This is a genomic window from Micromonospora sp. CPCC 205546 (assembly GCF_036902715.1).
Classification (GTDB): Bacteria; Actinomycetota; Actinomycetes; order Mycobacteriales; family Micromonosporaceae; genus Micromonospora.
This window is the reverse complement of record NZ_JBAKHL010000007.1, coordinates 84340-104857: the sequence shown is the minus strand read 5'-3', so window position 1 is coordinate 104857 and position 20518 is coordinate 84340. Positions and strand designations below refer to the sequence as shown.

At 74.8% G+C, this 20518-nt stretch carries 16 protein-coding genes; 11 read left to right on the top strand and 5 right to left on the bottom strand.

Annotation, left to right across the window (positions count from 1 at the left end):
* Positions 1-2: 2 nt before the first annotated feature.
* A complete protein-coding gene (locus V6U77_RS06270; protein ID WP_334605235.1) occupies positions 3-461 on the top strand; it encodes a hypothetical protein in 459 nt (152 codons plus the stop codon).
* 57 nt (positions 462-518) lie between these two features.
* Here V6U77_RS06270 and V6U77_RS06265 read toward each other — a convergent pair whose 3' ends face one another.
* Positions 519-1619: an L-dopachrome tautomerase-related protein gene (locus V6U77_RS06265; protein WP_334605234.1), complete on the bottom strand. Its 1101-nt coding sequence runs from the start codon at positions 1617-1619 to the stop codon at positions 519-521.
* A gap of 457 nt (positions 1620-2076) precedes the next feature.
* Between V6U77_RS06265 and V6U77_RS06260 the strand changes: the two genes are divergently transcribed.
* A complete protein-coding gene (locus V6U77_RS06260) occupies positions 2077-2781 on the top strand; it encodes a GAF and ANTAR domain-containing protein (RefSeq protein ID WP_334605233.1) in 705 nt (234 codons plus the stop codon).
* A gap of 66 nt (positions 2782-2847) precedes the next feature.
* Here V6U77_RS06260 and V6U77_RS06255 read toward each other — a convergent pair whose 3' ends face one another.
* Complete coding sequence (locus V6U77_RS06255) at positions 2848-3558, bottom strand: OBAP family protein (RefSeq protein WP_334605232.1); 711 nt, start codon at positions 3556-3558, stop codon at positions 2848-2850.
* A 185-nt stretch (positions 3559-3743) separates the two neighbouring features.
* Here V6U77_RS06255 and V6U77_RS06250 point away from each other — a divergent pair, with 185 nt between their 5' ends.
* A complete protein-coding gene (locus V6U77_RS06250) occupies positions 3744-5042 on the top strand; it encodes an NAD(P)/FAD-dependent oxidoreductase (RefSeq protein ID WP_334605231.1) in 1299 nt (432 codons plus the stop codon).
* 12 nt (positions 5043-5054) lie between these two features.
* Here V6U77_RS06250 and otnK read toward each other — a convergent pair whose 3' ends face one another.
* Both otnK and V6U77_RS06240 read right to left on the bottom strand, forming a co-directional pair.
* Complete coding sequence (gene otnK, locus V6U77_RS06245; RefSeq protein WP_334605230.1) at positions 5055-6356, bottom strand: 3-oxo-tetronate kinase; 1302 nt, start codon at positions 6354-6356, stop codon at positions 5055-5057.
* A complete protein-coding gene (locus tag V6U77_RS06240; RefSeq protein ID WP_334605229.1) occupies positions 6353-7180 on the bottom strand; it encodes a DeoR/GlpR family DNA-binding transcription regulator in 828 nt (275 codons plus the stop codon). The genes otnK and V6U77_RS06240 overlap by 4 nt, the downstream gene beginning before the upstream one ends.
* A gap of 88 nt (positions 7181-7268) precedes the next feature.
* Between V6U77_RS06240 and V6U77_RS06235 the strand changes: the two genes are divergently transcribed.
* The 6 genes from V6U77_RS06235 to V6U77_RS06210 all read left to right on the top strand — a co-directional run bounded on the left by V6U77_RS06235 (position 7269) and on the right by V6U77_RS06210 (position 15264).
* Positions 7269-8822, top strand: coding sequence for an FGGY-family carbohydrate kinase (locus V6U77_RS06235; protein ID WP_334605228.1), 1554 nt, complete (start codon positions 7269-7271; stop codon positions 8820-8822).
* Positions 8819-9721 carry a hypothetical protein gene (locus tag V6U77_RS06230; RefSeq protein WP_334605227.1) on the top strand — a complete coding sequence of 301 codons (903 nt, stop codon included), beginning with the start codon at positions 8819-8821 and terminating at the stop codon, positions 9719-9721. Before V6U77_RS06235 ends, V6U77_RS06230 begins: the two co-directional genes overlap by 4 nt.
* Positions 9706-10395 carry an aspartate/glutamate racemase family protein gene (locus V6U77_RS06225; RefSeq protein WP_334605226.1) on the top strand — a complete coding sequence of 230 codons (690 nt, stop codon included), beginning with the start codon at positions 9706-9708 and terminating at the stop codon, positions 10393-10395. Before V6U77_RS06230 ends, V6U77_RS06225 begins: the two co-directional genes overlap by 16 nt.
* A gap of 28 nt (positions 10396-10423) precedes the next feature.
* On the top strand, positions 10424-11818 hold the full coding sequence (locus tag V6U77_RS06220; protein ID WP_334605225.1) for a GH1 family beta-glucosidase: 1395 nt from the start codon (positions 10424-10426) through the stop codon (positions 11816-11818).
* 69 nt (positions 11819-11887) lie between these two features.
* Entirely contained in the window at positions 11888-13729 is a 1842-nt protein-coding gene (locus V6U77_RS06215; RefSeq protein WP_334605224.1) for a hypothetical protein, read from the top strand.
* Positions 13726-15264, top strand: coding sequence for an FAD-dependent oxidoreductase (locus V6U77_RS06210; RefSeq protein WP_334605223.1), 1539 nt, complete (start codon positions 13726-13728; stop codon positions 15262-15264). The genes V6U77_RS06215 and V6U77_RS06210 overlap by 4 nt, the downstream gene beginning before the upstream one ends.
* On the opposite strand, the gene V6U77_RS06205 is transcribed toward V6U77_RS06210, so the two are convergent.
* On the bottom strand, positions 15220-17313 hold the full coding sequence (locus tag V6U77_RS06205) for a protein O-GlcNAcase (protein WP_334605222.1): 2094 nt from the start codon (positions 17311-17313) through the stop codon (positions 15220-15222). The genes V6U77_RS06210 and V6U77_RS06205 overlap by 45 nt on opposite strands.
* 103 nt (positions 17314-17416) lie before the next feature.
* On the opposite strand from V6U77_RS06205, the gene V6U77_RS06200 reads away from it, so the two are divergent.
* Positions 17417-19315, top strand: coding sequence for an MBL fold metallo-hydrolase (locus V6U77_RS06200; protein ID WP_334605221.1), 1899 nt, complete (start codon positions 17417-17419; stop codon positions 19313-19315).
* Positions 19316-19337: 22 nt separating this feature from the next.
* A complete protein-coding gene (locus tag V6U77_RS06195; protein ID WP_334605220.1) occupies positions 19338-20384 on the top strand; it encodes a LacI family DNA-binding transcriptional regulator in 1047 nt (348 codons plus the stop codon).
* Positions 20385-20518: the final 134 nt, after the last annotated feature.

Below are 20518 nucleotides of genomic sequence, written 5' to 3'. Positions count from 1 at the left end.
CCGTGCACCTCGCCCACTACCTCGGCCTGCTGCACCGCGCCCAGATCAACCTGGCCGACGCGTTCCGGCAGGTGGCTGACGCGCACGCCGAGGAACCCGACGTCCAGCATCTGTGCCAGCAGCAGGCGCGCCGCTGCGACGCGCACGCCGAACAACTGGGCCCGTTCGCGGCCCGCTACTCCGAGGACGCGCCCGCCGAACCGGACCGGCTGCACTCGCAGCTGTTCTCCGGCACCCGCACCGGCGGCATCGGCCTGCTGCGCGACCTGCAGGATCTCTACCTCATGGCCGCCGAGTGCGACATCGCCTGGACCGTCGTCGGCCAGGGGGCCTACGGCGCGCGCGACGAGGAGCTGCTCGCCGTCGTGCGGCGCTGCGAGGGCGAGACGGCGATCCAGCTCAAGTGGCTGCGCACCCGGATGAAGGCCGCCGCCCCCCAGGCGCTCGTCGTCGCGGACTGACCGACGCCGCCGTGTCCGAGGGCGCCGCCGTCGATGTCGGGCGGCGCCCCGGTCGGCTCAGCGCAGCAGGACCGGGCCGGCGTCGACGCGGGTCCGGAACAGGACGTACGGCTTGCGCCGCAGGTCCTGCCCGCGCTGGTACTTCGCCTGGCGGTGCAGCTGGTTGGCCGTCACGTACAGGTGCCCGTCGACGGCCACGGACATGGTGTCCGGCCACAGCAGCCGCGGATCGTGGACCACGGTCTCGTACCCGCCGTCGGGGCGTCGGCGCAGCACCGCGTCGTGTTCGTAGGAGGTCAGGTAGATCCGGCCGGCGTCGTCGGTCTCCAGGCCGTCCGCGCCGCCGCCCTTGTCGCCCTCGTCGCGTACGGTCGCGGCCACCTCGTCGTCGGAGACCGTACGGTCGGCCAGCGCGTCGGTGGCGACGCTGTACCACCGACGCGACGCCAGGGGACAGTAGTACAGGCGGGAGCCGTCGGCGGCGATGGCGATGCCGTCGCAGCCCATGCTCACCGGCTTCGGGTCGCCGTCGGCGGGGCGCTCGAGGAACGGCCGCCCCTCGACCACCGGACGGAACGTCTCGACCGGCTCCGCCTTCGTCGAGGGATGCTCGTGCAGCCGCCGCCAGGACGCGCCGGTGGCCAGGTCCACGACGATGAGGCCGTTCGGGCCGGAGTCCGAGGAGTCGGTGACGTAGGCGATGCCCGCCTCGCCGCGGCGCAGGTCGAAGCGCACGTCGTTGAGGTACGTGCTGGGCAGCGCCACGTCGGCCGGGAAGGTGATCACCTGGGCGACGGTGTCGGTGTCCAGGTCGACCCGGACGAGTTTCGGCCCGCCGGGCCGGGTCGGCTGGAACATGGGACTGCCGGTGTCGAGCACCCAGAGCCGGTCGGCCGGGTCGACGACGATGCTCTGCACGGAGACGAACGCCTGGACGTCGTCGTCGGCCGACGGGCTGTTCCACCGCTGGTCGGGGAACGGCACCTCCGCGCCGTCGCGCAGCTCGACCACCGTCGCGGGCACCTCGTCGCCCCACTTGGGGAAGTTGACGAAGATCCGTCCCGTGTGCGACACGCTCACGCCGGTCGGCATCGGCCCGGTGAAGGTGTGCACGACCTCCAGCTCCCCGACCGGCTCGTCGCGCGCCGGGGACGTCATCGCGGCGCCCTGAGCGCGACGGCCGGGACCGTGTCGGGGTGGGTGACGGCGTTCGGGGCGGACGCGCCGGCCGCTGCGGCGACGAGGACTGCGCTGCTCGGTGTCATCCCGCCTGCTACCCGCCGCCACGCCGGTGACACCTGGCGGGTGCGGTGCGGCGGGTCGCGGCAGTGGCCCCGACCACGCACGGTCGCCGAATGCCGTTCTGGCCGGTTCGGCTGTCGGCACGGCAGGCAAGTGGGGGACGATCGCGGCGGCAGGAGGAAGTATCCTGGCGGGCCTGTAGCCCACACCCCAGTGACGGATGTGGCGAACCGGCGTCGAGGAAAGCGGCGTGGGTCCCGGCTCCGCCCGACGGTGGGTCGTGCAGCGGCCCGCCAGCGCGGGCTGCCACCCGCGTGCCCACGCCACCCCCGGATCTCGAACGACGGGCGCGCCGATCGTGAGGATCGTTGCGATGACCCACCCGCCCACCGACCCCGCTGACGCCTTCGCCGAACTCGGTCGCATCAAGCTCGGCGAGGTGGGCCTCGACGACGTCCTGCAACGCGTCGCCGAGCTCGCCAAACGCGTCCTGCCCGTCCCGGTGGAGGTGTCGGTCACGCTGGTGCGCGGCGCGACGGGCCGCACGGCGGCGTTCACCAGCGACCTGTCGCGCGGGATGGACGAGCGGCAGTACGCCGAGGGCGGTGGTCCGTGCCTGGACGCCGCCGCCAGCGGCGCCGTCCTGTCCGTGCCCGATCTCGCCGTGGAGGACCGCTGGCCGGACTGGGCCGCACACGGCCGCAAGGCCGGGGTCGGCAGCTCCGTCTCGGTCGGGCTGCCCATCCAGGAGGCCGTCGTCGGAGCGCTCAACGTCTACGCCCACGCCCCGCACGCCTTCGACGAGGACACGGTGGCGGTCCTGGAGACGTTCGCCGCGTACGCCGCGGTCGCCCTGGCCAACGCGCAGCTCTACGACAGCACCGCGACCCTGGCCCGGCAGATGCAGGAGGCCATGGCGAGCCGGGCCGTGATCGAGCAGGCCAAGGGCATCATCATGGCCGAGCGCCGCTGCACCCCGGCCGAGGCGTTCGCGGTCCTGGCGAAGACGTCGCAGGACGCCAACCGCAAGGTCCGCGACGTGGCCCAGGCCCTGGTCGACCGGGCGACGCGGCGATGACGGTGCCCGTTGTCGACCGGGTCGGCGCGACCGCAACGGGCTCACCGCCGGGCGGGCGTCGACCGGCTACCGTCCGGCGGTCCGGTCCACGACGCCCGGGACCGGTGTGCCGTCCGGGAACGCCTCGTCGAGCAGGGCCACGCCGTCCTGCGGGTGTGCGCGCTCGATGAGCCCGGAGCGGGCGTCACGCTTCTCGGCGCGGTCGACACCCATGGCCTGGTTGCGGTGCTGTTCCAGGGCGGGGTCGCACTGGCCGTCACGGTTGAACGACCACATCAGCATCGGCTCGCCCAGCGGCAGCGGATCCCCGGGGCCGGTGTCGAGACGCCCGGTGTGCCAGGTGTGCCAGGTCTTGCCGTAGCTGTTCATCAGCATCGTCATCAGCGCCCGCTCCGCCGGTTCCGGGAGCCCGGGGGCGATCAGCTCACCGCCCAGGATCTCGAAGTTGTGCGGATGCCAGTAGCGGCGCTCCGCCTCCGGCAGTGTCGCGTACAGCCGTTCGGAGACGATGTACTCGACGCCGATGAGGTTCGCCTCGGCGGTGTTGCCGTCGAACAGCACGCACTGCAGGAAGTCGTCGTTGACCTGGCGGCAGTAGTGGTGTGCCTCCATCTGCATCGACGGGTCGTCCTTCGCCGGATGGAAGCCGACCACGTACGCGTCGAAGCCCTTCAGCGGCGTCGCCTCCTGCAACGCCTTGGACCCGAGCGACAGCCCCTGGTGCCACAGGCTCGTCGACTCCCCCGGCGGCCGTACGGGGCTGGGGCGCTTTTCCATGTCCTCGCTCCTCGCTGCTGGTCGTCGGAGACCTCGCTCCGGTCGTCGCGGGTCGGCTGCGTCCCTCGTCTACCCCGCCTCGCGCGACGAAACCGTGACTGCCCGTTCCGGACGTTTCCGTCGGGATCACGGGGTTACTTCCTGGACGGGACGAGGAACGACAGCCAACCGATGAGGGGACCGACATGGCCCGACCCAGGATCGTCATCGTCGGCGCGGGATTCGCCGGCTTCCACGCGGCCCGCCGCCTGGCCCGGGTCGCGCGCGGCGCCGCGGACGTGGTGCTGGTCAACCCGACCGACTACTTCCTGTACCTGCCGCTGCTGCCGGAGGTCTCCGGCGGCGTACTGGACCCACGCCGGGTGACCGTGCCCCTGACCGACACGCTGCCCGGGGTGCAGGTGGTGCTCGGCGAGGTCGACGGCATCGACGTGGACGGCCGCAGCGTCTCCTACGTGGACCCGGAGGGGCGCTCCGGTCGGCTGTCGTACCACCGGCTGGTCCTCGCTGCCGGAAGCGTCAACAAGCTCCTGCCGATCCCCGGGGTCGCCGACCACGCCCACGGCTTCCGGGGCATCCCGGAGGCCGTGCACCTGCGGGAGCGGCTGATCCAGCAGATCGAGATGGCCGACGCCGCCGACGACCCGGCCGAGCGGGAGGCACGCTGCACCTTCGTCGTGGTCGGCGCCGGCTACACCGGCACCGAGGTCGCCGCCCAGGGCCAACTGTTCACCGACGAGATCGCTCGCCGCCACCCGAGACTGGACGGGATCCGCCCGCGCTGGCTGCTGCTGGACACCGCCGACCGGGTCCTGCCCGGCCTCGCCCAGCGGATGTCCCGGGTGGCCGAGCGGGTGCTGCGCCAGCGTGGGATCGAGGTGTGCCTGGGCACGTCTGTCGCCGAGGCCACCGCCGAGGGGGTCCGCCTCTCCGACGACCGGTTCGTGCCGTCGCGCACCCTGGTGTGGTGCGTCGGGGTGCGACCCGACCCGCTCGTCGAGGCCACCGGGCTGCCGACGGACAGGGGTCGGGTCACCGTCGACGAGTACCTGGCCGTGCCCGGTCACCCGGAGATCCTCGCCTGTGGCGACGCCGCCGCGGTGCCCGATCCGGCCCGCCCCGGCGAGATCACCCCGATGACCGCCCAGCACGCGGTCCGTCAGGGCCGGCTGGCCGCCGACAACGTCGCCGCGTCGTACGGGGTCGGTCGGCGCCGCCCGTACCGGCACCGTGACCTGGGCTTCGTGGTGGATCTCGGCGGCTGGCAGGCCACCGCGAACCCGCTGCACGTACCGCTGTCCGGGCCGCTGGCCCGCGTCGTGGCCCGCGGGTACCACCTGCTGTCGCTGCCGGCCAACCGCGCCCGCACCACCGCCGACTGGCTGTTCACCGCGGTCGGCTCCCGACCGAGCGTGCAGCTCGGCCTCGTGCCCGGCGCCGCCGTGCCGCTGGACACCGCCGCCCCGGAGTTGATCCGCCGCTGACCGGCCCGGGCCTCAGGGACAGTGCCGCCAGGCGGTGGTGAACAGGTCCGGGTCGCCGAAGTTCCCCGACTTGAGCAACAGGGCGAGCGCGGGGCCGCCCTCGGGAACCATCCACGGCAGGCCGGGGCCGGCCGCCGGTCCCACCCGCAGCGTGCCGAGGTCGAGCGCCCGGACCACCGCCCCCGACGTCTCGCCGCCGGCCACCAGCAGGCGGCGGACGCCGAGGGTGTCCACCGCGCGGCGGGCGATCCGCGCGGTCGCCGCCTCCAGCAGCGCGGCGGCTCGCCCCGGGCCGAGCCGGGCTTCGCTTGCCGCGACCTGTTCCGGATCGGCCGAGGAGGTGACCAGGACGGGCCCGGTCGTGTCCCGGTACGCCCGGGCCACGGCCGCGACCACGGCGTCGACCGCGCCCGGCGAAGTGGTGTCGAGGTCGACCGGGGACAGGGTGACCCGGGGTCCGGGGAACCCGTCCACCTGTTCGCGGGTCCGTGCGGAGCAGCTGCCGGAGAGGATCAGCTGCCGCCCCGGCGGCACCACGGGTACGGCCCGCGCGGCGACCGCGCCGCCGTCGCCCGGTGAGCGCCGCGCGGCGGTGCCGGACACCCGCGCCAGCGCGGCCCCCAGCCCGGCGGCGCCGCCCACCAGCGGCCTGCCCGGCATGGCCAGCAGCGCCTCGGCCAGCGTGTCCAGGTCGCCGTCGGTGAGGGCGTCGACGATGACGTGCCGGGCGCCGTCGCGGCGGGCCGCCTCGAGCGCGACGGTGACGGCGGCGGGGCCGGCGGTGACCGTGGCCCGGTCGACGAGCGCGACCCCACCCCCGGCCTGGCGGGAGAGCACCCGCACGAGGTCGGGGTCGCGCATCGGGGTGAGGGGGTGGTCCCGCAGCGGTGACTCGGACAGCAGTCGCCGGCCGACGAAGAGGTGTCCCTGGTAGACGGTGCGGCCCACGCGCGGCGTGGCCGGCGTGCCGACGGCGACCGGGTCGGCGCCCCCGAGCAGGTCGACGAGGGCGTCCGCCACCGGTCCGATGTTGCCCTCGTCGGTGGAGTCGAACGTCGAGCAGTACTTCTGGTAGAGCGTCGTGCAGCCGGCGCCGAGCAGCCACCGCGCCGCGGCGAGCGACTCCGCGAGGGCCAGCTCGCGCGGTGCGGTCCGGGACTTCAGTGCCACCACCACGCAGTCGCTGGCGGGCGGCGGCGCCGTGGGCTGGCCGACCACCACCACCGCCGACCCGCCCGCCTCGCTCACCGCGTCCGCGAGGTCGCAGGCCCCCGTGAGGTCGTCGGCCACCGCGCCGAGCCAGGGCCCGGTCACGGGGTCACCGCCTGGGCGACGCCCACCGCTGGCCGGGTCGCCGGGACGGCCGTCCCGTCGTCCAGCGGCGCGACCACCACCTCCCGGCAGGTCGTCCGCAGCAGCGCGAGCTGGTCGTCGTCGGCCCCCGCGTCGACGACGACCGTGTCGACGGCCGCCAGGTCCAGAAACCGCATCGGGGCGTGTGCGGCCAGCTTGCCGTGGTCGAGCAGCAGGACCACCCGGCGGGCGATGCGGGCCATCGCCCGCTTGATCTCGGCGTCCGCGGCGTTGGCGGAGTAGACCCCCGTCGACGCGGCCGCCGTCGCGGACAGCACGACCACGTCCACCGCCAGGTCCGCCAGGCCGCTGCGGGTGAGCGGCCCGGTGAAGGAGCGGGTGGCGCGGTGGTAGACACCGCCGAGGGAGATCAGCTCCAGGTCCTCGCGCCCGGTGCACGCCGTGATCACCGGCACCGAATGGGTGACGACGGTGAGGCCGCCGGGGAGTCGGGCGGCGAGGGCCGCGACCGTGGTGCCGGCGTCGAGGGCCACCACCGCGCCCGCCGGCACGAGCGGTACGGCGGCGCGGGCGACCGCCTCCTTCTCCGCCGTCGCGGCACCCCTGCGCTGCTCGAACGGCACGCCGGACGCGGGCGTGGGTGCGCTCGCGCCACCGGCGACCCGGTTCACCAGTCCCTGGGTGGCCAACTGCCGCAGGTCACGGCGGATGGTCATCTCCGACACGCCCAGCTCGGCGGCGGCATCGGTCGAGGAGACGTAGCCGGTCTCGCTCACCCGGCGCAGGAGTTCGCGGCGCCGCTCGGGGGCCTGCGTGTAGCGCACCGCTCCATCCAAGTGCGGCTCCGCCACTTTGTCAATTACCGAACATTTGGCCTTGACCCGTTCGTTCGAAACCGAACAGAATGGCCCGGTGAACGGCGCCACGCGTCCCCCCGACGCGGCCACGGCCGACGCCCGGAGGACTCCGCGCGGCGGGGCCTGCCTGAGCGTGGGCATCGACGTGGGGACCACCAACACCAAGGTGGCCCTGGTGGCGATCGACGGCCCCGCCGTGCGGGTACGCGCCGTCGCCAGCGCCCCCACGCCCCCGCCCGGCTGCCTGGGAGCCGTGCTGGTCGGCCTGCTCCGCCAGGTGCTGGACGGGTCGCCGGCGCCCGACGCCGTGGGCATCGCCTCGATGGCCGAGACCGGCGTGCCGCTCGACGCGACCGGAGCGCCACTCGGTCCCTGGCTGCGCTGGGACAGCCACCGGGCCGGGACCGAGGCGGACAAGTTGTCCCGCCGGCTCGGCTGGGCGCAGCTCGTGCGGGCCACGGGGGTGCGACCCAGCGCCAAGGTTCCGCTGGCCAACTGGGCGTGGCTGCGGGCCAACCGGCCGGACCAGTGGCGGGCGATGGCATCCTGGGCGGGCGCGGCGGACCTCGTCTGCCTGCTGCTCACCGGCCACCTGGCGACCGACCACACGCTGGCGGGGCGGACCATGGCGTACCGGCTGCCCCGCCCCGGCCAGCCGGCCCCGGAGGCCTTCGACACCGATCTGCTGGCCGAGGTGGGCCTGCGACCGCGACAGCTGCCGCCCGTCGTGGCGCCGGACAGGTTCGCCGCCACCGTCCGGGACCCGGCCTTCACCGGCGCCGGGCTGCGGGCCGGAACACCGGTGGTGGTGGCGGGCCACGACCACGCCGTCGGCGCGTACGCCTGCGGGGTGCGGGAGCCGGGCGACGTCGCGAACTCGCTCGGTACGGCCGAGGCGGTGCTCTCCGTCCTCGCCGGCGACCCCGACCCGGTGGCGGCGGCGCGGGCCGGCATGAGCACGGTCGTCCCCGTGGCCGGCCGGCACCGGGCGCTCCTCGCCGGCTCGTCGAGCGCCGGAGCCACCATCGCCTGGTGGCTGGCCCACGAGTCGGGCGGCATGACGACCGCCGACCTGGCCGCCCAGGTGCTCGGCCGCGGTGACCGGCCCACCGACGTGCTCGTCCTGCCCTACCTGGCCGGGCGGCAGTCCCCCGCACCCGACCCGCGGGCCCGGCTGCGGATCCTCGGGCGGCGCCCCACGCACACCCCGGCCGTGCTGGCCCGCGCGATGTTCGAAGGGCTGTGCCTGCAGACCCGGTGGATGCTGCACGAGCAGGCCCGGCTCGCCGGCGGGCCCGCCGATGCGGCGGTGACCCTGTTCGGCGGGGCCGGCGCGGCCAACCCCGCCTGGGTGCGCGTCAAGGCCCACGTCCTGCCCGCCGAGCTGCGCGTGGTGGCGGCGCCGGAGCCGGTGGCCGCGGGCGCGGCGATCGTCGCCGCCGTCCGGGCGCACCGGACCGGGCCGACCGCCCCCGCACTGGCCTGGGAGCCGGGGCCGGCGGTCGCGGGCGCGGGCCGCGACTACGACGAGCCGTTCGCCAGGTTCGTGACGGCCGCGACCCGTGCCGGGGTGGCCGACGACGATTCGCAAGGAGAAGAGGTCAGATGACGGATTCGGGACCGGCGCCCACGCTGGACGCCATCGCGCGGCCCACGGGTGGGTTCGCGATGGTGGCGATGGACCAGCGGGAGAGCCTGCGCACCATGTTCGCCGAGGCGGGGGCCGGCCGACCGGACCACGACGGGATGGTCGCCTTCAAGACCGCGGTGGCCCGCGCGCTCGGCCCGCTGGCCTCCGGGTTCCTCATCGACCGCACCACCGGCCTGGATCAGGTCCGCCGCGACGGGCTGCTGCCCGCCGGGTGCGGACTGATCCTCGCGGCCGACGCCCTCGATCAGGAGCCCGGCCAGCCGGTCGAGGACACCCGGCTCGACGAGGTGGTCGCCGCGCCGGAGTTCGACCTCAGTGGCGTACGGGCGATCAAGCTGTTGCTGCTCTGGCGCCGCGACGCGCACCGCGAGCACCGCGTCGAACTGGCCCGGCGGTTCATCGCCCTGGCCGCGGAGCGCGACGTGCTCTCGGTGCTGGAGCCGGTGGTCCGGGCCACCCCCGAGGAACTGTCCGCCGGCCGGTGGGACCAGGACGCGGCGATCCTCGAGGCGGCCCGGGAACTCTCCCCGCTGCGTCCCAGCCTCTACAAGGCGCAGGTGCCGCGGCAGGGCCGGGGCACGACCGGCGAACTCCGGCGGGCGTGCGAGGACCTCGGCTCCGCCGTCACCGGCCCCTGGGTGGTGCTGTCCCAGGGCGTGCACCGCGACGACTTCCTCGAAGCGGTACGGGCCGCGTGCCAGGGCGGCGCCAGCGGTTTCCTCGCCGGCCGGGCGCTGTGGAGCGACGTGGTCGGTCGCCCCGACGTGGACCGGGCACTGGCCGAGATCTCCGTGCCCCGCCTCGAACGGCTCGTCGAGGTGGTCGACCGGGAGGCGACGCCGTGGCGGAAGGCATGACCGGCACCGTCGGCCTGCTGCACACCGTGCCCGCGCTGGCCGCGACGTTCGACGACCTGCTGCGCGCCTCGGCCGCCGAGACCCGCCGGATCCACGTCGCCGACGCCTGGCTGCTCGACACCGCACGCCGCGACGGCGTCACCGCGGCCGTCCGGGACACCGTGCTCGCGCACCTGCGCCACCTGGAGTCGGTCGGGGTCGCCGCCGCCCTGGTCACCTGCTCCTCCATCGGCGAGGCGGCGGAGGAAGCGGCCGGACGGGTGGGGATTCCGGTCGTACGGGTGGACGCGGCGATGGCCGACGAGGCGATCGCGGTCGCCGCCGGGCCCGGGGCGCGGGGACGCATCCGCGTGCTCGCCACCCTCGCGTCCACGCTCGGGCCGACCGGGCGGCTCGTCGAGCGGGCGGCCCGCGGCGCCGGCCGACCCGTGGAGGTGACCGCGGAACTGGTGCCCGACGCCGCCGAGGCGCAGGACCGCGGCGACCGGGAGCGCGTGGACAGCCTCGTCGCGGCGGCCGTCGCCCGCGCCGCGGCCGGCGCGGACGTGGTCGTGCTGGCCCAGGCCTCCATGGCCCGCGCCGCGGCGCTCGCCGACGTCGGGGTACCGGTGCTCAGTTCGCCGCGCGGCGGCGTCGCCGCGCTGTTGGGTGTCCTGTCCGACCGGCCGGGCTGATCCGGCAACACCTTCGAGGACGTGACCGATGACGACGCACCGCTTCCCGCCCGGCTTCCTCTGGGGCGCGGCGACCTCGGCGTACCAGATCGAGGGCAGCCTCGACGCCGACGGGCGGGGGCCCTCGGTGTGGGACACCTTCGCCGCGCGGCCGGGCGCCGTCGAGGGCGGCGGCGACGGCTCGCGGGCCTGCGACTCGTACCGGCGGTGGGACCGCGACGTGGAGCTGGTCGCGGGGCTCGGCCTGGGCGCGTACCGGTTCTCGGTCTCCTGGTCGCGGATCCTGCCGGAGGGTCGCGGCCGGGTCGAGCCACGCGGCCTGGACCACTACGAGCGCTTCGTCGACGCGCTGCTCGCCCGCGACGTCACGCCGGTCCTCACGCTCAACCACTGGGACATGCCGCAGGCGCTGATGGCCGACGGCGGCTGGGTGGGCCGCTCCAGCGTGGACGCCTTCGCCGAGTTCGCGGCGGCGGTGGCCGACCGGCTCGGCGACCGGGTGCACTGGTGGATCACCCAGAACGAGCCGTGGATCATCGCGCTGCTGGGCTACCAGCTCGGCCTGCACGCTCCCGGCGTCCGGGACCTGCGCGCGTCGGTCGCGGCCGGTCACCACGTCCTGCTCGGACACGGCGCGGGCGCCGACGTCATCCACGCCCGCGCGCCACGGGCGCGGGTCGGCTGCGCGCTGAGCCTGTTCCCGTGCGACCCGGCCAGCGACGACCCGGCCGACCTCGCCGCCGCGGAGGGCTCGGACGGCTACGTGAACCGGTGGTACCTCGACCCCCTGCTCGGCGACGGCTACCCGGCCGACATGTGGGCGCACTACGAACGGGCCCTGGGCGGCGGCCTCGACGACATCATCCGGCCCGGCGACACCGAGCTGATCGGCGGGCGCAGCGACTTCCTCGGCGTCAACTACTACACCCGCCGGGTCATGGCCGCGGCGCGGCCCGGCCCCGGGCGCCCCTTCCCGTGGCGGGTGGTGGGTCCCTCCGGTGACGTGACCCGCACCGACGAGGGCTGGGAGGTGGCCCCGGACAGCCTGCGCGACCTGCTGATCCGGTTGCACCGCGACCACCCCGGCGTGCCCCTGATGATCACGGAGAACGGGGCCGTGTACGGCGACACCCCCACCCACGACGGGCTGGTGCACGACCAGCGGCGCATCGACTTCCTGCTCGGCCACCTGCGGGCGGTGCACCAGGCCATCGACGCGGGCGCGGAGGTGGTGGGCTACCTGCACTGGTCGCTGCTGGACAACTTCGAGTGGGCGCTCGGCTACCGCCCCCGCTTCGGCCTGGTGCACGTGGACTACCCCTCCGGCCGGCTGACCGTCAAGGACTCCGGCCGGGTGTACGCCCGCATCGCCGCCACCGGCCAGCTTCCCGACACCCGCCCCACCGTGCCGCCGTTCGGCTGACATCGAAGGAGAACTCCCATCAAGCTCACCTCTGGGCCCGGCACCCACACCGTCACGGCTGCCGGTTACGTGTTGCAGGTACGCGGCCCGCAGCGGCTCGCCGTCCTCGCCGACGCGGACGGCCGGATCTGGTCCCGGCTGAGCCTGCTGGCCTCGGTGGACCGGGCCGACCTGGCGGACGAGTCGTACGACTTCGGCGAGCCGGTGGTGACCGTCGGCCGGCGCGACGGCGAGGACGTCGTCGAGGTCGAACTGGCCTGCCGGAGCACCGCGTGGACGGCCAAGTCGGTCCGGCTGCGCTGCTACGCCGACCGGATCGAGACGTCGGTCGCCGTCACCGGCTCCGGCACCCTCGGCGACGTCCGGCTGCTGGGCGGCCGGGCGGTCCTGCCGAACGGAGCCTGCGGCACCTTCCGCTCCTCGACCGACTTCGCCTCGGTGTTCAACCCCACCCCCACCGAGCCGGTGCAGGTGGTCCGGCCGGCCTCCGCCGGCGCCGCCCTCGGGGTCGTCGGCGACGCCTCGGCCGGCCGGCTGCACGCCGTCTTCTCCCCGCCGCCGCTGCTGCTGGCGTTCGGACGGGAACCCGCCCGGCACGCCACGCACGTCCCCGACGGTGGCTGGCTCACCGCGGGAGTCCTGGGCCACGTCGCCGACCTGCGCTTCACCGAGCTGAGGTACGTCCCGCTGGACGGCGGCTTCCTGCTGGAGCTCGACTACGACGGGCACACCACCGTGGACGGGACGTTCGAGAGCCCCACCCTCGTGCTCCGGCCGGCGGCCGACCCGTGGCAGGGGCTGGCGGCGTACCGGGCGGACCTGGTGCAGCGCGGCTTCGCGCCCGCCGCCGCGGCCGCGCCCCGGGCCGGCTGGTGGACCGAGCCGATCTTCTGCGGCTGGGGCGCGCAGTGCGCCGCCGCCCCCATCCCGGGCCAGCCGATGTCGTACCCGTACCACCTGTCGGAGCTCGGGCCGGCCCTCGTGCCGGACGGCCTGCCGGTCGCCTTCGACCTGGCCCGTCAGGACCGCTACGACGGCTGGCTCGGCCGGCTCGCGGAGCACGGCGTCGTCCCGGGCACGGTGGTGATCGACGACCGCTGGCAGTCGGCGTACGGCACCGCCGAGCCGGACCCGGCCCGCTGGCCCGACCTGCGGTCCTGGATCGCCCAGCGGCACGCCGCCGGCCAGCGGGTGCTGCTCTGGTGGAAGGCGTGGGACCCGACCGGCCTGCCAGCGGCGGAGTGCGTGACCGACCCGGGCGGGGTGCCCGTCGCCGTCGACCCCGGCAGTCCCGCGTACCTCGACCGGCTGGCCCGGATCGTGACCGGGCTGCTCGGCCCGGACGGCCTGGACGCGGACGGCTTCAAGATCGACTTCACCCAACGCGCGCCGGCCGGCCGGGGGCTGCGGCGACCGGGAGCCCCGGCCGACGCCCCGTGGGGGATCGCGGCGCTGCACCGGATGCTGGAGACGCTGTACCGGGCGGCGAAGGCGGTCAAGCCGGACGCCCTCGTCGTCACCCACACGCCGCATCCCGGCTTCGGTGACGTCTGCGACATGGTCCGGCTCAACGACATCCTCGAACGCGATCCGGCCGGCGGGGTCGTCCCGGCCGTCGACCAGCTCGCCTTCCGGCACGCCGTGGTCGCGGCGACGATGCCCGGCCACCTCGTCGACACCGACCAGTGGCCGATCGCGGACCGGGCGGAGTGGCGCGCGTACGTCGAGGCGCAGCGCCGGCTGGGCGTGCCGGCGCTCTACTACGCCGAACGCATCGACCGCTCCGACGAGGAGCTGACCGGCGACGACCTCGCCCTGGTGGCCCGCACCTGGCGGGACTACCGCGCCGCACGGGACGCGGCCGGCAGTGAACCGGCGGTGACCGCGCCCCGTCCGGTGGAGGTCGGATGAGCACGACGGCCGAGGTGGTCGTGTACGCCGCCACCTCGGCCGGCGTCTGCGCGGCCGTGGCGGCCGCGGACGCGGGCGCCGACGTCCTGCTCCTCGAACCGGGCCGGCACGTCGGGGGGATGACCTCCGGCGGGCTCGGCTACACCGACGTCGGTGACGTGCGGGTGCTGGGCGGCCCGGCCGCCCGGTTCCGGCGGGACGTCGCGGAGCACTACGGGGTGCCGGTGGGCCGCTACGCGGGCCCCGAGCCGCGGGTCGCCGAGGCGATCTTCGGACGCTGGCTCGAGCACCCGAGGATCCGGCTGGTCACCGACACCGCGGTGCGCTCGGCGCGGCTGCGCGACGGCCGGATCGTCGAGGTGGGCACCGGCGACGGCCGGACGTTCACCGGCGGCGTCTTCGTCGACGCGAGCTACGAGGGCGATCTCCTCGCGCTCGCCGGGGTCCCGTACGCCGTGGGCCGGGAGGACCGCGCGTCGTACGGGGAGCGCTGGGCGGGACGCCAGGAACTGCTGCCCGGCCGGCACACCATGCCGCCGTTCGTCTCCCCCTTCCGAGACGATCCGGCCGGTCAGCGCGAGGGCCCCGTGCTGCCGCAGCTGCGTACCGGCCCGCTGGCCCCGGTCGGCACGGGCGACGGCGGCGTCATGGCGTACGGCTACCGGGTCTGCCTCACCACCGACGCCGACCGGATCCCGTTCTCCCGGCGCGACGGCTACGACGAGGCCCACTGGGAACTCGGCCGCCGCCTGTTCCACCACTGGCGGCGCCAGGGCTTCGAGCCGGCGGCCGGGGCCCTGCTCGGGCTGGAGCCCAACCTGCCGAACGGCAAGTGCGACGGCAACTCGCTCGGGCCCTTCTCGCTCAACGTCCTCGACGGCTCGGCCTGGGAGTATCCCGACGCCGACCCGGTGCGACGGGAGGAGCTGCGGCTGCGCCACCTGCACCACACCCAGGACCTGCTCTGGTTCCTGTCCCACGACCCGGACGTGCCGGCGGGCGTACGGCGGGAGCTGCGGCGCTGGGGTCTGCCGGCCGACGAGTTCCCCGACACCGGGCACCTGCCGCACCAGCTCTACGTCCGGGAGGCGCGCCGGATGCGCGGTGAGTACGTCCTCACCGAGCACGACCTGCTCGGCGCCCCGCCGCAGCACGACGTCGTCGCCCTGGGCTCGTACCACCTGGACGTCCGGGAGGTGCAGCGGACCTGGCGGTGGGTGCCCGAGCATCCCCGGCCGGTGGCCATGGTGTTCACCGAGGGCTACCTGTCGGTCCCGGTGCCGCCGTACCCGATCCCGTACCGGGCGCTCGTGCCCCGCTACGCCGACTGTCTGAACCTCCTCGTCCCGGTCTGCGTCTCGGCCTCGCACGTGGCGTTCTCGTCGATCCGGATGGAGGTGCAGTACCAGATGCTGGGGCACGCCGCCGGGTTGGCCGCCGCGCTGGCGCTGCGCGACGGCCGCCCCGTGCAGTCGGTGGACATCGGACTGCTACAGCGACACCTGCGGGACGCGGGGCAGGTCCTCGGGTTGTGACGTCCCGTCGTGCCGGGTGGCGGCCGGGCCTGTCGCGACCGCGCCCGGGCGCTGCCCGGCGGGCGTGGCACCGCCCGGGACCCCGCAGGCGTCCAGCGCGGCCACGACCAGCGCCCTGCCCTCGGTGGTCATCAGCCACGGCGCCAGGCCGTCCGCGCCCAGGAACACGCCGACCCGCGGCGCGGGCGCGAAGGTGCCGTCCGGCAGTCGGGCGCCGCGGGGGTAGCGGAACAGGGCCGGACGGTTCTCGTCCACGACCAGCGCCACGATCTGCGCGTCCGGCCCGACCTCGGCGACCGTCAGCTTGGCCGGTCCCCGGTAGACCCGGACCACGTCGTCGAGCCCGGCGGCGGCAGGGTCGGTCGGGTCCACGATCCGCACCCGGTCGCGGGCGAGCAGCACCTCGCTGTGCCGGGCCAGCCCGAGCGGGACGAGGCCGTGCCACGCCAGCAGCGGTACGCCGGCGCGGGCGACCGCCTCGATCGCCGGCGCGTCGGCGCCCCGGGTGACGACGACGAGCGACGCCGCCGCGAGCGCGTCGGGGCCCGGCGCGTGCTGTCGGCGCACCGCGTACCCCCGCTCGCCGAGCAGCGCGGCGAGCGCCTCGTCCCCTGCGGTGCGGCGCTCGCCGGTGACCAGCAGCACCATCGGCCGACCGTCGGCGCCAGCGGCCCGGCCGGCCGCGTCCCGCCCCGCCTGTCCGCCCGGCTCCGGTTCCTCCTGACCGATGCGGTCCAGCACCTCCCGCACGAACGGCGGGACGACCGAGCGCAGGACGTCGGCGTAGTGGCTCTCGGCGCGCGCCAGGGCCCGCCGGGTCTCCTCGACCGCGTCGGTGCTCGCGGTGTCCAGCAGGCGGACGGCCGCCAGTCCGGCCGCCGCCATGTCGGCGCCCGCCGCGAGCCACGGGCGCAGGGCCGCCACCAGCGGCTCCGGTTCGGCCGCCGCACCGCAGGCCCGGGCCAACCCGGTGAGCCGCCCGGTCAGCACGTCGACGGCGCCCGGCCGCCCGGCGAGGGTGTCGCCCACCGCCCGGACCAGTTCGGCGTCCGGCTCGGCGCTCGGCGGCCAGGAGCCGCACACCCGGATCAGCGGCGCCAGGTGCTCCGCTCCGGCTCCGGCCACCGTCGCCAGCGCCCGCCCGGCCGACGCGGCCGGGTCGTATCCCGCCGGGTCGCGGGCCCAGTCGGCCACCGACATCAGCGGGATCCGCGACGGCACGGCCTGGATCATCGGGTTGGTGAGCACCCCGACCAGCGGCGCGCCGGCCAGCTCGGTGGTGCGCCCGGTGAGCGGACCGAGGAAGAGCCGGCTCGGCTCGAAGTCGTTGACCGGGAAGTTGTCCCACAGCAGCAGGCGGCGCTGGTAGCTGGCCGAGGCCCTGTCGATGTCCGACCGGCTCACCTCGCCCACCACGATGTCGTGCCCGGTCCAGGCCACCACGACGTCCGCCGGGGCGCTCGCGGCGAACCGCCGGCGGTACGCGGTCTCCTCGACCCCGGCGTAGTCCGTGGGGCACACCAGCAGCGGCTCGGAGATGCCACGGGGCGTGAGGAACTCCGCCACGAACCGGGTGCACGTCTCGCCGTGCGCGGCGCCGGCCGCCCCGGCGCCGGGCCAACGGTCCACCTCCTCGGGCCGGGTCAGTTCGGCCGGTACGTCGTCGAAGAACAGGGCGAACGAGTCCACCCCCACGTCGTGCAACTGGGCGGCCTTCTCGGCGAGCGCCCGGTAGTCCACCTCCTCGGCGAACCGCATCGACAGGCCGGGGCTGATCGCGTACGTGAAGCGGATGCCCAGCGCACGCGCGGTCTCCGCCAGCTCGGCGAGCCGGGCGAGGTCGGGCGCCGGGTACCGGTGCCGCCAGCGGGCCCGGTGGTAGGGGTCGTTCTTCGGGGCGTAGACGTAGGCGTTCAGGCCGACGCGGGCGGAGAACTCCAGATGCGCCAGGCGCTCGGCGTGCGACCAGGGTGGGCCGTAGAAGCCCTCGACGGTGCCGCGCGTCGACAGGGCAGCAGGAGGCGCCGGGGATGAGGTGGGGGCCGACATTCTGGGAACGTTATCAGCAGCCTCTTCCCTTATGGACCAACGCTTGTCCTAGTGGAAATAATGAATCTTCCCCGATGCCCATGGGATCGATACCATCCCGGCTATGACCGAGTCGCGCGTATCGGAGATTGCGCCCGGTGTCTTCCGGGTAAGGGACACCTGCAACGTCTACGTGGTGCGCTCGCCGGAAGGCTCCGAGGGACCGGACGGCGTGACCGGCCAGGGCGGCGCCCCGGCCCCGCGTACCGCCTTCGCCATCGACTTCGGCTCCGGTCTCGCGCTCGATCATCTGGCCGAGATGGGCGTGGACCGGATCACCGACGTCCTGATGACCCACCATCACCGTGACCAGGGGCAGGGCCTGCCGCTGGCGGTGGCCGCGGGCATCCGCATCCACGTGCCGCCGGTCGAGCGGGACCTGTTCGCCGACGTGGAGGGGATGTGGCAGGCGCGCACCCTCTACAACGACTACAACCTGCGCCAGGACAGGTTCTCGCTCCTGGAGTCGGTGCCGGTGCACGACGTGGTGCCCGAGTACCGGCGTCGCACGTACGCCGGGACCACCGTCGAGGTGGCGCCCACGCCCGGCCACACCACCGGATCGGTGACCTACCTCGTCGAGCGCGACGGCCGGCACCTCGCGTTCACCGGCGACCTGATCCACTCCCCCGGGAAGGTCTGGTCGCTGGCCGCCACGCAGTGGTCGTACACCGACAACGAGGGCCCGGCGATGACGGTGCTGAGCTGCTACCAGCTCATGGAGCGCGACCTCGACCTCCTGCTGCCCTCGCACGGCGAGCCGATGGACGAGCCGGCGGTGGCCCTGGGCCTGCTCGCCACCCGGATGGGCCAGTACGTCGACTCGCGCCGTCCGTACCCCTGGGACCTGCGCGACCGGCTGGACAACCCGTTCACCGCGCTCACCGCGCACCTGTTGTTGAACCGGAGCAGCAACTCGTGCAGCTACGTCCTGCTCTCCGAGACGGGCGCGGCCCTCGTGATCGACTACGGCTACGACATGACCACCGGCCTGCCCTCGGGCACCGACCGGGCGTCGCGCCGCCCGTGGCTGGCCTCCCTGCCGGCGCTGCGGCGCAACCACGGCGTCACGTCGATCGAGGTGGCCCTGCCGACCCACTACCACGACGACCACGTGGCCGGGATGAACCTGCTGCGGGACGTGGCGGGCACCGAGATCTGGGCGCCGGAGAACGTGGCCGGGATCCTCGAGGCGCCCATGGTCCAGGACCTGCCCTGCGTCTGGTACGACCCGATCCCCGTGGACCGGCGGCTCCCGCTGGGCGAGAGCTTCACCTGGCACGAGTACGAGATCATGGTCCACGAACTGCCCGGGCACACCCTCTACGCGGCGGCGTACGAGTTCGTGGTGGACGGGGTGACCGTGCTGGTCACCAGCGACCAGCAGGTCGGCTCGGGGGTGCCGGGCGGCCCTCGCGAGGTGCTGAACTACCAGTACCGCAACCGCTTCCGCATCGGCGACTACCAGGCGAGCGCCGCCCTGTTCCGCCGGGTCGCCCCGGGGCTGATGGTCTCCGGGCACTGGGCGCCACGGTGGGTCACCGACGGCTATCTGGAGCTGTTGACCGAGGCGGGCGACGAACTCGTCCGGGTCCACCAGGACCTGCTGCCGCTGGACGAGGGCGAGGTCGTCGCGGACGGCGTGCTCGCCCGAATTGCGCCGTACTACTCGCGGGCGCAGACTGGCACCGTCGCCCGCTTCGTCGTCAGCGTGAGCAACCCACGACCCTCCGTCGAGAAAGCCGTGGTATGTCTTGTGCTACCGGTAGGCTGGGTCGCTGTGCCGGACGTCGCGACGATCTCGTTGCCCCCGCTCGGGCGGGGAGAGATAGAGGTCGAGGTGACGATGGCAGGACCGGCGCGACGGCGGGCCCGGATGGCCGCCGATGTGAGCATCGGCGGACTCCACCTGGGTCAGCACGCGGAGGCACTGGTGGACGTGGCAGAAGCTGGGTCGACGTGACGAAGGCTGGACAGGTGGCCGAATGAAGAGTGGGCTGACAGTGCCCGACGGGTTCCCTCCGGCACGTCGGCCTACCATCAGGGAGGTCGCCGAGACGGCAGGGGTGTCCCGGTCGACCGCCTCCCGGGCGTTGACCGGTCGCGGTTACGTCGCACCGGCGGTGCGGGACCGGGTCCGGGACGTCGCCCGCAGGCTCGGCTACGTGCCCGACGCCACCGCCCGGCACCTGCGGCAGCAGGCCAGCCAGTCGATCGGCGTGCTGGTGTCGGACCTGAACAACCCGTTCTACGCCGGGCTCGCGGCGGGCATCAGCCAGCAGGCCCGCAAGCGGCAGTACACGATGATGCTGGCCGACGACGGCGGCTCCCCCGAGGTCGAGGCGGAGGCGGCCGAGGCGTTCGTGGCCCTGCGGGTGGCCGGCGTCATCGTCACCCCCGTGTCCGCGCAGATCAGCACCTACCTGGCGCAACACCGGATCCCGGTGGTGGAGGTGGACCGTCAGTTCTCGGTGGGCGCCTGCGACGCCGTCATGGTCGACAACGGCAGTGCCGCCCGGCAGGTGACCTCGCAACTGCTGGAGCTCGGCCACCGGCGCATCGCGATGGTGATCGACGAGATGCACTGGACCACCGGCCGCGACCGGCTCGCCGGCTACCGGGCCGCGTTCTCGGCAGCCGGCCTACCGCTCGACGACTCGCTGGTGGTCGGCGCCGGCTGGGACGTGGACGCCGCCCGGATCGAGGCACACAAGCTGCTGAGCCGCCCGGAGCCGCCGACGGCCGTGTTCGCCGCCAACAACGTCCTGGCCGAGGCCGTGTGGCGGGCCGCCACCGAGCTCAACCTCACGATCCCCGACCAGCTCAGCCTGGTGTCGTTCGACGACGTCTCGTGGATGAGCCTGGTCCAACCCGGGGTGACCGCCGTGGCGCAGGATCCGGTGGCCCTCGGCGAGGCGGCCATCTCCCAACTCTTCGAGCGCATCCAGTCGCCGCAGGCGCCGGTGCGCACGGTGCTGCTCTCGGCCACGGTCACCTCCCGCGGCTCGACGGCCCCGCCCCGGACGCGCTGACCCGGCGACCCGCCGGCCCGGCCGCGCCGCCCCTGTCACCCGGCACTGGTGGCGAACACGTGCCGCCGCGTCCCGCCCACGCGCCGTAGCACCACCCGGCTGCCCTCCCTTGACGATGTCCGGGCGCCCTCATA

Coding starts and splice junctions, on each gene's coding strand:
- V6U77_RS06255 (WP_334605232.1), bottom strand. CDS start 3,558: ATGGAAAAGCGCCCCAGCCCCGTACGGCCGCCGGGGGAGTCGACGAGC.
- V6U77_RS06210 (WP_334605223.1), top strand. CDS start 13,726: ATGAGCACGACGGCCGAGGTGGTCGTGTACGCCGCCACCTCGGCCGGC.
- V6U77_RS06265 (WP_334605234.1), bottom strand. CDS start 1,619: ATGACGTCCCCGGCGCGCGACGAGCCGGTCGGGGAGCTGGAGGTCGTG.
- V6U77_RS06260 (WP_334605233.1), top strand. CDS start 2,077: ATGACCCACCCGCCCACCGACCCCGCTGACGCCTTCGCCGAACTCGGT.
- V6U77_RS06230 (WP_334605227.1), top strand. CDS start 8,819: ATGACGGATTCGGGACCGGCGCCCACGCTGGACGCCATCGCGCGGCCC.
- V6U77_RS06205 (WP_334605222.1), bottom strand. CDS start 17,313: ATGTCGGCCCCCACCTCATCCCCGGCGCCTCCTGCTGCCCTGTCGACG.
- V6U77_RS06195 (WP_334605220.1), top strand. CDS start 19,338: ATGAAGAGTGGGCTGACAGTGCCCGACGGGTTCCCTCCGGCACGTCGG.
- V6U77_RS06200 (WP_334605221.1), top strand. CDS start 17,417: ATGACCGAGTCGCGCGTATCGGAGATTGCGCCCGGTGTCTTCCGGGTA.
- V6U77_RS06220 (WP_334605225.1), top strand. CDS start 10,424: ATGACGACGCACCGCTTCCCGCCCGGCTTCCTCTGGGGCGCGGCGACC.
- V6U77_RS06250 (WP_334605231.1), top strand. CDS start 3,744: ATGGCCCGACCCAGGATCGTCATCGTCGGCGCGGGATTCGCCGGCTTC.